This is a genomic window from Arthrobacter sp. H41, from assembly GCF_000520535.1.
In the GTDB taxonomy this organism is placed as follows: Bacteria; Actinomycetota; Actinomycetes; order Actinomycetales; family Micrococcaceae; genus Arthrobacter_D.
Genome location: NZ_KI914772.1, coordinates 1 through 11,243 on the forward strand (window position 1 = coordinate 1; position 11,243 = coordinate 11,243).

At 64.6% G+C, this 11,243-nt stretch carries 11 protein-coding genes; 4 read left to right on the forward strand and 7 right to left on the reverse strand.

What is annotated here, in order from left to right:
- Both Y705_RS0103815 and Y705_RS0103820 read left to right on the forward strand, forming a co-directional pair.
- Window positions 1-419: Crp/Fnr family transcriptional regulator (locus Y705_RS0103815; RefSeq protein WP_026531879.1), on the forward strand; the 419-nt coding region annotated here is incomplete at its 5' end.
- Window positions 420-531: 112 nt separating this feature from the next.
- Window positions 532-1,074, forward strand: a complete 543-nt coding sequence (locus Y705_RS0103820) for a carboxymuconolactone decarboxylase family protein (RefSeq protein WP_026531880.1) — start codon at window positions 532-534, stop codon at window positions 1,072-1,074.
- A gap of 251 nt (window positions 1,075-1,325) precedes the next feature.
- Here Y705_RS0103820 and Y705_RS0103825 read toward each other — a convergent pair whose 3' ends face one another.
- Window positions 1,326-1,745, reverse strand: coding sequence for a heavy metal-responsive transcriptional regulator (locus Y705_RS0103825; RefSeq protein ID WP_026531881.1), 420 nt, complete (start codon window positions 1,743-1,745; stop codon window positions 1,326-1,328).
- Window positions 1,746-1,800: 55 nt separating this feature from the next.
- On the opposite strand from Y705_RS0103825, the gene Y705_RS0103830 reads away from it, so the two are divergent.
- Together Y705_RS0103830 and Y705_RS0103835 are read left to right on the forward strand one after the other, a co-directional pair.
- Window positions 1,801-2,115: a hypothetical protein gene (locus tag Y705_RS0103830; RefSeq protein WP_026531882.1), complete on the forward strand. Its 315-nt coding sequence runs from the start codon at window positions 1,801-1,803 to the stop codon at window positions 2,113-2,115.
- A 120-nt stretch (window positions 2,116-2,235) separates the two neighbouring features.
- Window positions 2,236-3,588: a dihydrolipoyl dehydrogenase family protein gene (locus tag Y705_RS0103835; RefSeq protein ID WP_026531883.1), complete on the forward strand. Its 1,353-nt coding sequence runs from the start codon at window positions 2,236-2,238 to the stop codon at window positions 3,586-3,588.
- A 364-nt stretch (window positions 3,589-3,952) separates the two neighbouring features.
- On the opposite strand, the gene Y705_RS23545 is transcribed toward Y705_RS0103835, so the two are convergent.
- The 6 genes from Y705_RS23545 to ybaK form a co-directional block, all read right to left on the reverse strand.
- Complete coding sequence (locus Y705_RS23545; RefSeq protein WP_216698735.1) at window positions 3,953-4,552, reverse strand: SDR family NAD(P)-dependent oxidoreductase; 600 nt, start codon at window positions 4,550-4,552, stop codon at window positions 3,953-3,955.
- A 229-nt stretch (window positions 4,553-4,781) separates the two neighbouring features.
- On the reverse strand, window positions 4,782-6,122 hold the full coding sequence (locus Y705_RS0103845) for an ABC transporter substrate-binding protein (protein ID WP_026531885.1): 1,341 nt from the start codon (window positions 6,120-6,122) through the stop codon (window positions 4,782-4,784).
- Window positions 6,123-6,229: 107 nt separating this feature from the next.
- A complete protein-coding gene (locus tag Y705_RS0103850; protein ID WP_444826151.1) occupies window positions 6,230-7,159 on the reverse strand; it encodes a carbohydrate ABC transporter permease in 930 nt (309 codons plus the stop codon).
- Complete coding sequence (locus Y705_RS0103855; protein WP_444826152.1) at window positions 7,156-8,085, reverse strand: carbohydrate ABC transporter permease; 930 nt, start codon at window positions 8,083-8,085, stop codon at window positions 7,156-7,158. The genes Y705_RS0103850 and Y705_RS0103855 overlap by 4 nt, the downstream gene beginning before the upstream one ends.
- Entirely contained in the window at window positions 8,072-10,144 is a 2,073-nt protein-coding gene (locus Y705_RS0103860) for a beta-galactosidase (RefSeq protein WP_049822237.1), read from the reverse strand. The genes Y705_RS0103855 and Y705_RS0103860 overlap by 14 nt, the downstream gene beginning before the upstream one ends.
- A gap of 222 nt (window positions 10,145-10,366) precedes the next feature.
- Window positions 10,367-10,855, reverse strand: coding sequence for a Cys-tRNA(Pro) deacylase (gene ybaK, locus Y705_RS0103865; RefSeq protein WP_026531889.1), 489 nt, complete (start codon window positions 10,853-10,855; stop codon window positions 10,367-10,369).
- Between the last annotated feature and the right edge of the window lie 388 nt (window positions 10,856-11,243).

Consider the following 11,243-nt stretch of genomic DNA (forward strand, 5'->3'; position numbering starts at 1 on the left):
TGTATGACAACTACGCGGAAGCCATTGAAGACTCGACCGTGTGCCAGCTCAGCGCCGCGGACGTCGAGGAGCATTTTCTTTCCAATCCCAAAGTGGCAGTGAAAATTTCGCGTCTTCTGGGCGAGCAGGTCGCCAGGCTCGAGGAACGCCTGACGGACATGGCCTTGCGTCCTCTCTCCGCACGCACGGCCGCGACATTGCTGAAACTCGCCGAGGCAGCCCCGCGCAGCAGGTTCACACAATCCCAGTCAGTGAAACTGACCCACGAGCAACTCGCGGGACTGCTGGGGGCAACACGCGAAGCGACCAGCAAGACCATGTCGGACTTCGCAACCCGCAACCTGATCCGGCAGGGCAGGGGACGCATCATCATCGAAGACTCTGCAGGCCTCCGCCGCGTCTCCCGCACCACCTTCTAATCTTTTTCCGAGTTCGACTCGTGGTACGTCCACGCCCTGATTGTGGCACGCAGCCGCTGCCGGGTACCTATGAATTTCCACACCGAAAACCCCGATGAAAGAAGAAACACGCATGTCACGCATTACCGTCCACACCCCTGATACCGCCCCCGAAGAGAGCCGCCACGAGCTCGGGGCCCTGGGTCAGAAGTTCGGGAAAGTCCTGAACATCCACGGCGCGATGGCCCACTCGCCTGTTGTCCTGCAGTCCTATGTGGCCCTCCAGCAGGTCATCGGCGACTACGGGACCTTTGATGCCCGTACCCGGGAAGCCATCGCCCTGGTCGTCGGTAATGCCGACGAGTGCACCTACTGCCAGTCCGCCCACACCATGGGAGCCAAAGCCGCCGGCCTCACCGAGGACCAGACGATCCTGATCCGGAAGGGCGACATTGACTTCGACGACAAACTCGCGGCCCTGCTGGAACTGGCACGGCAATCAACGGCCAACAAGGGAGCAGTAGAGGACAGTGCCTGGCAGGCCGGCCTCGATGCCGGATGGACCGACACCGAACTCACCGAACTCTCCACCCACATAGCCCTGAACCTGTTCACCAACTACTTCAACCACCTCGTGGAAACCGACCTCGACGTCCCGGCAGCACCAGGACTCTAGCCACTCGCACCAGGTATGCAGGCCCCTGCCCGTTCAGGCGGGGGCCTGCCTGCGCCCCAAGCGACGTCCACCGGGGCCGGATTTTCTCCCTGGAAGAATTGGTATCGGATCACCGCACCACCAGCCATGACGACCCATCACCCGGATGTCGCCGAAATAGCTGCAGGCTCATCCACGGAACTACGCAACCGGTGGCCTGCATCATCACATGGCGGATTTCTCCGGGAGCTTTATGCTGAGGATTCGACGTATTACCTACCGCGGCCGGCCATTTCCGGAGTCGCGATGATGTGGCAGATGTCCGCGTCGGCGCAGTCGGCTGGATCGAGGCCGTGACTGGTTTCGATGAGCCCCTGAAGTTCCGCTGCCAGGGCGGCGAGTTCGCGTTGACGGGCCCGGACATCGATAAGTTTTTGCTCCAGCAGGAGTGAGACGTGCGCGCAGGGGGCCTCACCGTCATCACGAAGGCGCAGGGTGCTTCCGATCTCAGCCAAAGTGAGCCCCGCGGCTTGGGCGGCGCGAATGAACTGCAAGCGGCCGATGATCGCGTCGTTGTAGCGTCGGTAGCCGTTGGGCTCGCGGCGAGGCGCCGGCAGTAGGCCCTGGCGTTCGTAGAACCGGATGGTTTGACCGTCTACGCCGGTGGTAGCGGCGACTTCTCCGATGAGCACCGTTTCACTCTACCCCTTGACCTTGTAGCGGACTGCAAGGTTTAGGGTCGTAAGCATGGATATCACGTTGCAGTACTTTGATGGTTGCCCGAACTGGGAAATCGCCGACGAGCGGCTCATGGTCATCGCGGCGGAACATTCCGACGTCGTTGTGACACGTCAGAGGGTCGACACGGCGGACGAGGCGGAGCGGGTGGGTTTCCACGGTTCTCCCAGCATCCTAATCGACGGGGTTGATATGTTCGCTGATCCGTCCACACCGGTGGAATGGGCCTGCCGCAGGTACATGACCCCCAAGGGACCCGCGGGCGCGCCCACCATCGAGCAGCTGAGGGCAGCCCTGCCCGTCGGTCGAGTGCCCGAGGACTAACAATGGTGAACCGCGGATTATTGGCGAGGACACTCGTCTGCTTTGCGTCGCCACTGCTCCGCTCGGCAGTCACCTCAGGTGCGGGCACGTAAAGATACCTGACAAAAAGGAGAGTTCGAGATGACTGACAACTACGACCTGTTGGTCATTGGTGCCGGAATGGCCGGGATCGCTGCGGCGACCAAATGCTCCTCGGCAGGGTGGCGTGTGGGGATCGTTGATGCACTTCCCTACGGTGGCACCTGTGCTTTGCGCGGATGCGACCCGAAAAGGATCCTGCGGCGCGGCGCCGAGGTGATGGAAGACGCCCGGCTGATGCGGGGCAAGGGCATCAACGAGGGCGGTCTGTCGATCAATTGGGGCGAGCTGATGAAGCACAAACACGGCTTCACCGATCCCGTGCCGCAGAGCATGGAGGATGACCTACGCGCACACGGCGTGGCACCTCTCCACGGTACGGCGACTTTCACCGGTCTCACGGAAGTCGAGATCTCCGGGGCAGGTCATAAAGCGTCGAAGGTCCTGATCGCGACCGGGGCCACGCCCCGGCTCCTCGGCTTCCCGGGCGAGGAACACCTGATCGATAGCACCGAGTTCCTGAACCTTCAGAGCCTTCCTCCCCGGATCGTGTTCGTTGGTGGCGGGTTCGTCTCCTTCGAATTCGCCCACATCGCCGCCCGCGCCGGAAGCTCCCCGGTCATCGTCGATCGAGGCGCCCGGCCACTGAAGGCCTTCGACGCGGATCTTGTCGAACTGCTGATCGACCGCGGCTCCGACGCCGGAGTCGAGGTGCAGCGCGCCACGAGCATCACCAGCGTCGTGAAGACCAGTACCGGGTACCAGGTGCACACTGATACGGACGGCAGCCCGGTGACCATTGATGCCGATCTCGTCGTCCACGGGGCCGGTAGGGTCCCGGACCTGTCCCGGCTGAACCTCGAAATAGCTCACGCGGCATACGGGGAACAGGGCATTCGAGTTGCCGGCAACCTGCAGAGCACGACGAACCCTGATGTCTACGCAGCAGGTGATTCCGCTGACTCCCCGGGCATGCCGCTGACCCCGGTGGCCGTGATCGAAGCGAAAGTCGCCGCATCCAACATACTCAAATCTGGTTCCACCGTTCCCGACTACGCCGCCATTCCAACAGCCGTCTTCACGATTCCCGAACTCGTCCGCCTCGGCATGCTCGAACACGAAGCCCGGGACAGCGGCCTGGACCTGGAGGTCCGCTACACCGACACCAGCGATTGGTACTCGAACTACCGGACCGGCGAAACCGCCGGCGCGACGAAAATCCTGATCGATAAAGCAAACGACCGTATTGTCGGTGCGCACCTGTTCGGATCCGGATACGCCGAACTTGCCAACACCATCAGCCTGGCCATGAAACACGGCCTCACCACCCGTCAAATCAAATCGGCCACCGCCACCTACCCCTCCATCGGATCGGATCTAGGCTCAATGCTCTGACACCGGCGAGACGCGACCCGTATCCGCCCGAAGATGTGCCGGCTAACTCGCGGTGCGTTCATCAGCCACACGAATGGCGGTTAGTTGCAGCTCCGCCGTCGGGTTTCGCCGTCCCTCAGCCGATTTGTGATCGCGACAAAAACACCGACTATCGAATTCGCGATTTTAGGTGACCAGCGTCTTCACGCAGCACTTCGATGATGTCCCTGCCTTCAGGCTGCGGAGGTCAGCGAAGGCCCCGGGACCCCCGTCGGTGGCGTTGACGTGACCGAGGAGGACAGCTGGTCCTCGTTCCCCGGGCGCGGGGGAGTCGTTGTACCAGCTCGCAGGTGCACAGGGGCCATCCGGCGGAACCTCCAAGGAGTTATTGTCGCGCAGACCCCGGCTGAGCAGCTCTGATCCGGCACCGATGGCGGGTACGCTGAACGAAACCGGGGCTGACGCGGCAGGACCGGCAACTGGACGGGCGTGGGGGCTGCGGCCACAGGACTTTCAGGCGCGGGCGACACGGTGGTCTGCGTGGGAGCCGGCACCGCGGGTGTGGAGGAAACCGTCGGCGGCGACGCCGTTGCCTGGCTTTGGGCCGGGGCCTCTGTTGCGCAGACTGTGAGGATGAGGGCGGCAACTGCTGCTGAGGCAAAGTACCCTCCGCGACGTCCGCTGCGTGAGCCAAGCATGATGGGCTTGTCCAATCAGTCTTGTCCAACCAGTTCGCGGGACTGGGAGGAGTGTTCCTGTGTCGTAGCGACGACAGCTGCGGAGTGCCGTCGGCAGTCAGATCAGCAGGAATGACCACCGCTTGCTCGCCCTTTTCCCTGACGAGATCAGCAACCTCCTCCAATGGTTCCTGGCGCCGGCCCACCAGCGCCAGACGGGGCGCGTACTGGGCCAGTTCCAGGGCCAGGGCACGGCCGATGCCACTTCCGGCGCCGGTGAGAAGGATTGTGCGGTTGTTCAAATCCATGATGAATTCCTTCCCAGGAATGCAGGACGATAGCGAAAAAGTGATGACGGGTACCTTGGAGGCCAGAGCGGTGGCCTGTCGTCGCCTAGTGTGTTCTTCTACTCGGACAGGAACCTGACAACCGCGATGGCGACGGCGTAGGTGGACTGCGGATTATGCGGCGACAGGCGCGAAGAAAGCTCCGCACCAGCGGAAGGCCGGTGCGGAGCTTCGTTCTTCAGCGGGAATGCTACTCGTTGACCGGAATCGACTGGGCCTTCAGGGCATCGATGGTCTTCTGCTGGCCTTCGGTCAGGGCATCCATGAGGGTGCTTGATCCGCCGATGGCCGCACCGAAGCCGTCGGAGACGTCGGTGTAGGTCTGGGTCATGGTCGGTCCCCAGGTGAAGTCGGGGTCCACGTTCGAGGAGGCTTCGGCGAAGACGTCGTAGATCGGCTGTCCACCGTAGAACTCGACGCCGCCGGCGAAGGCCTCGAGTTCCGCAGCCGACTCGGCAGCGGGGTAGAGCCCGCCGAGCTCGTTGGCCAGGGCAAGCGCTTCGGGGTCGGTGTTGAGCCAGAGGGCGAATGCAGCCGCTTCGGCCGGGTTTTCGGAGCCCTTGAGGACGGCGGTCGAGGAGCCGCCCCAGTTACCTGCGGATTCTCCGCCGTCCTCCCACTGCGGCATGGGTGCTACAGCCCACTTGCCGGCGGTGTCGGGTGCGGCGTCGGAAAGCGTGGTGGCACCCCAGACGGCCGACACCCAGGTCCACTGCTGTCCCTCGTTGAACGAGGCGTTCCATTCATCGGAGAAGGACGGCAGGGTGGAGACAAGGTCCTCCGAGAGGAGGTCCTGCCAGTAGGTGGCCACCTGCTCGGATTCCTCGCCCGTGAGGTTGACGTCCCAGGCTTCGCCGTCGTTGGCGAACCACTGACCGCCCGCCTGCCACACCATGCCGGCGAACCAGTTCACGTCCGACCTCGGGAAGTTGGTGATGTACGCGCCCTCGGCCTTGACCTGCTCGGCTGCGGCAGCGTACTCCTCCCAGGTGGTGGGCACCTCGATGCCGGCCGCCTCGAAGAGGTCGGCGCGGTAGTACATCGCCATGGGTCCGCTGTCCTGCGGCACGGCGTAGACGGCGTCGTCCTCGCCGAAGGTGACCTGCCCCCAGGTCCAGTCGACGAACTGGTCCTCGGCGTTGGCTATCCCTTCGCACGCGGCGATGTTCTCGAGGCCGTCCTGCACGCGGAAGTTCGGCAGGGCGTCGTACTCGATCTGGCCGAGGTCCGGCGCATTGCCGGCCTGCAGCTGGTTGAAGAAGTTCTGGTAGGTCCCGGAGTTGCCGTTCGGCCCGGTCTGGACGGTGACCTGGACATCCGGATTTTCTTCGTTCCACAATTCGACGACCTGGTCCATGCCCGGAACCCAGGTGGTGAAGGTGAGCTCGACCGGGCCCTCCGCTGGTTCGCAGGCTCCGCCGTCGGCACCTGTGTCGGTGCTGCCGCTGTCTCCGCCGGCTGAGCAGCCGGACAGCGTCAGCGCAGAGATCATGGCAAAGGCCGCGGTGACTTTTCCGTAATGCGCGCGCATTTTCGTTTCCTATCAGTGGTAGTGCTGCCGGGCTTTGTCCGGCAGCGGATGGGGAATGGGTAGATTCGGGAGGGCCCCTCAGGGCGGTGATGCGCCCTGGGGAGCTGCTATTTGACGCCTCCGGCGCCGAGGCCGCTGCTCCAGAAGCGCTGCAGGCCGAGGAACGCGATGATCAGCGGAAGAATGGAGACCAGCGCGCCGACGATCACGAGTGGTCGCAGCTCGGGAATCTGGCTGATCTGGCTGTTCCAGGCATACAGGCCCAGGGTGACGGGGAAGAGTGCCTGGTCACGGAGCATGATCAGCGGCAGGAAGAAGTTGTTCCAGATCGCCACGAACTGGAAGAGGAAGATCGTGACGAGCGCCGGAGCCATCAGCCGCGTCGATACGGTGAAGAACGTTCGCACTTCCCCCGATCCGTCGAGGCGTGCCGCCTCGAGGAGTTCACCCGGTACGCTGGCTGCCGCATAGATCCGCGCCAGGTAGACGCCGAACGGACTGACCAGGCTCGGCAGGAAGACGGCCCACAGGGTGTTGGTGAGATTCACCTCGCTGAAGATCAGGAACAGGGGCAGCGCGAGGGCTGTCGCCGGGACCAGCACGCCGCTGAGCACCACGTTGAAGATGGCCTCGCGCCCCCGGAACTCGTACTTGGCGAGCGCGTAGCCGCACATCGCGGCGATGACGGTGCCGGCCAGGGCGCCCAGGCCGGCGTAGATCGCGGAGTTGACGAGCCAGCGGCCGAAAAGGCCGTCGCCGTAGGTGAAGAGGTTTCCGAGGTTGCCGAAGAACGTGGTGAGGGACTCCGCGGTGAACCAGAGGGGCGCGGATCCGGTGATCTCGCCGCCGGTCTTGGTGGAGGAAACGAGCAGCCACCAGATCGGGGTCAGGAAGTAGAGGGTGAAGACCCCCATGATGAGCATCGCCGCGCTCCGGGAGAGCATGCTCTGGCGCGGTCCGCGCGAACGGGGTCCGTTGGCCCGGCCGGTGTCGGCATCCTGGGGCTGCTGGGGTGCTGTGGCTGAGGCTGCAGTCACTGGGTAACCTTCCGCTGGGTCGACTTGAGGAAGACGAAGGACAAGGCGAAGGTGGCCAGTGCCAGCACCACCGAGAATGCCGCCGCAAGGTTGTAGTTGGGGACGGACGCCGTGGTGTAGACGGCCAGGTTCGGGGTGAACGAGCTACTGATGGCCGAGCTGAAGCTGCGGAGCGTCTGTGGTTCGGCGAGCAGCTGCAGGGTGCCGATGATCGAGAACACCGCGGTCAGGATGATCGCGGGGATCACGAGCGGGATCTTGATACGCCACGCGATCTGGATGTTGCTGGCGCCGTCGAGCCGCGCAGCCTCGTAGATCTCGGTGGGGATCGCCAGCAGGGAGGAGTAGATGATCAGCATGTTGTAGCCCACGTACACCCAGGTGACGATGTTCGCGATGGCCCACAGCACCAGCTCCGCGGACAGGAAGTCGATGTTGGAGGTCACTGCCTCGAACGGCGAGAGGGACGGGGAGTACAGGAAACCCCACATGATGGCCGCGATGACTCCGGGAACGGCATAGGGGGCGAAGAACGCGAGGCGGAAGAATTTCTTGCCCTTGAGCAGTGGCGAGTCGAGCAGCAGCGCGAACAGGAGTGCCAGTCCCAGCATGATCGGGACCTGCACCGCGCCGAAGACCAGCACACGGCCTACCGATTGCCAGAACTCGGTGTTCGCGAAGACCTGCTCGTACTGGGTCAGTCCGCCGAACACCTGCCGGGGCGGGCCGAAGGTGCCCTCGCGTTCCACCGTCAGCAGTGACTGCACCACCGCGAAGACGATCGGTACCGCGTAGAAGGCGAGGAACAGGACGGCGAAGGGCGCAATGAAGATTGCGACGGCCCGGCGCTGGGCGCCGGACGATCGGTTCTTCCGCGTAGCCGCCGGTGCTTCGGGCGCGGCGGGCGGAATGCTAGTAGCTGTCACGGTGTGCATCCTTTCGGTCCCGGACGGGTCCGTTCTTCTTCGGGTGGCCGGCAGGTGTTGCCGGTGTTCGCATCACGCGCACCGCGCCGGCGGGAACCACGACGACGTCGTCGATGACCTCGTCCGTCAGCAGTTCGATGCCCGTTCCGCGATATTTGCGGTCCTCGCCGGAGTGGTTGATGAGGAACACGTAGCTATTGCCATTGCCGCAGCGGACGACTATTTCCAGCCCCTCCTGTGCCTCGGGGATGGCGACTCCCGCGGCGCCGGCGGCGGTGACGAGGAGGTGCTTCAGGGTTGCGGGATCAAGGACCGTTCCCGTGTACCAGGCCTGCCCTTCACCGAAATGGTTCCTGGTGACGGCCGGTACGCCGGCGAGGTGGCCGCCGTCGTAGGACAGGACCGCTTCGGCTCCGTCGAGCCGCAGCGCTTCGGACCAGAGGGTCGCCGTGCCGCCGTCGGCCAGGGGAAGCGATTCCTCCGGGTGCAGCGGGAAGAACTCCTCGCTGCGGATGCCCAGCAGGTCGCGGAACGCCCCAGGGTAGCCGCCGGGGCGCACACGCTCGTTCTCGTCGACGATGCCGCTGAAGAAGGTGATGAGCGTATGGCCGCCGTCGTCCACATAGCCCTTCAGTCCTGCCGCATCCGTGTCCCGCACCAGGTAGAGTCCGGGGACCACCACGAACTTGTAGCGGGCGAGGTCGGCTCCCGGAGCGACGACGTCGACGGTGATTCCCGCGTCCCACAGCGCCCGGTAGGACGCGTGCACCTGGTCGAGGTAGCGCACATCTCCGGAGGGGTGGGATTCCTGGTCGTGCGCCCACCACGCCTCCCAGCTGAAGACCAGGGCCACCTCGGCATGGACCGTGGTTCCCGCGACCTCGCCGAGGCGCTGCAGTGACGATCCGAGCTCGAGAACGTTCTGCCAGGTCCGGGAATCGGTGCCGGCGTGGGGGAGCATGGCTGAATGGAACTTCTCGCTGCCCTGCAGCGAGGCACGCCATTGGAAGAAGCACAGGCCGTCGGCGCCGCGTGCAAGGTGGGTCAGTGAATTGCGGAGCAGTTCACCGGGGCCCTTGGCGATGTTGCGGGGCTGCCAGTTGACGGCACCGGTCGAGTGCTCCATGAGGAGCCAGGGCGCCCCCTGCGCCAGGCCGCGGGAGGTGTCGGCAGCGAAGGCGAGTTCACTGTCCGGGGAGTCCAGCCGGTGGTCGAGGTAATGGTCATTGGCGATCAGGTCCATGGAGGGCGCCCAGGACCAGTAGTCCTGGTTCCGAATGTGTGCGGACACCATGAAGTTGGTGGTGACAGGTGCTGCGCTGAGGCGCCGCAGGATTGCGGTTTCGGCCGTGTAATGGGCAAGCAGCTCGTCCGAGCTGAACCGCTGGTAGTCCAGCGTCTGGGTGGGGTTCGTGGCCGAAAGCGTCAGCCGCGGTGGGAGGATCTGCTCCCAGGCCGAGTAACGCTGGCTCCAGAACGCCGTGCCCCAGGCGCTGTTCAGGGCATCGAGGGTGGTGTACCGATCCTGGAGCCAGGTCCGGAAAGCACCGGCGGAGACATCGCAGTAGCACAGCGCATTATGACAGCCGAGTTCGTTGGACACGTGCCAGATCCGAAGGGCCGGGTGGCTGCCGTAGCGCGCTGCCACCTGTTCCACGTGGCGCAGGGCATGATCTCGGTACACCGGGGAGCTCGGGCACCAGGCCTGGCGTCCGCCGGGCCAGCGGCGGGTTCCGTCGGCCGCCTGCGGGAGCACCTCGGGATGCAGTGTGCTGAGCCACGCCGGCGTCGACGACGTTCCGGTGCCGAGGTTCACGCCGATGCCGTGCTCCGCCAGCAGGTCCAGCACTGCATCCAGCCGGTCGAAGGAGTAGGCGCGTGGCGTGGGCTCGAGCTCCGCCCAGCCAAAGATGTTCACCGCCACCAGATTGACGCCGGCCTCCTTCATCAGCCGGACATCCTCCTGCCAGACTTCGGGGTCCCATTGCTCCGGGTTGTAGTCGCAACCGAAGACCAACGCTCCGTCGGCGAGTCCTGTCACGGCAGCCGTGCGTGCCAATCGTGCTCCTCAAACCCCGCGGAGCCCTGATTTCCCAGGGCCGCTTCTTCGATGAATGGCCATCCCGGCCATTCTGGGAACGTTCCCAGAAAACCGGATAACTTCAATAGCGGTTGTCTGGGAACGTTCCCAGAGTAATGTGCATCACAGAAAAATGTCAATGGAGCATGGAGCATGGAGCATGGAGCATGGAGCATGGAGCATGGAGCATGGGGCGGGACGTCAGGCCGCAGCGATCCGGGCAATCCGCGCGGCGGTGATCCTTGCGAGGTCGGCTGGGCTGAGTTCGATCTCGAGTCCGCGCCTGCCCCCTGAAACCAGGACGGTAGCGAACCCAAGAGCTGATTCATCGATCACCACAGGGCACGCGTGCCGCTGGCCGAGCGGGGATATCCCGCCGAGCACGTACCCGGTCCGGCGCTCGGCGGCTGCCGGGTCCGCCATGACTGCCTTCTTCGCTCCGAGGAACGCGGCGAGCGCCTTGGGGTCCAGCCGGCGGTCGACGGGCACGACGGCGGCCACCATGACGCCGTCGACCATGGCCATGAGCGTTTTGAACACACGCCGCGGATCCTCGCCGAGGGCGGCTGCCGCCTCGGGCCCGAAAGCGGCGACGGAGGGGTCGTGCGCGTAGGTGCGGAGGAGGAACCCGATGCCCGCGGCGGACGCTGCCGAGGCGGCAGGGGTAGGGGCGGGTTTCTTGTCGCTCACCACGGATGGTCCTTCATGAGGAAAGCGGATCCGGGTCGCCTGGAACACTCGAAGCCGTGATTTGGAGAGATGGGCATGATCGGAAGTATGCTCCGGCACGCGGCCGCGGGCTACCCGCGCCCGCGTGCCGGACGTCGAGCGCAGCACACGATGGCCTGTCTGTCGACCTGCTGGGGGCCCGCAGGCCCCGGGGCGGCTCTGCTGTCCATTCCGGTTCGGACTCGGTTACGCTCGATGATAAGCAGGCTGATCGTCAGCGGGAGGGCTGTTCTGTGGTCTTCCAGCGGAGGGCAGCGGGCCACGCGGCCCGGACAACGTATCTGGAGTGCCTTGCATGGATGGTCAAACGCAGCAACAGCTCACCTTTGCGGCGGCCGCCGCCGCAGGG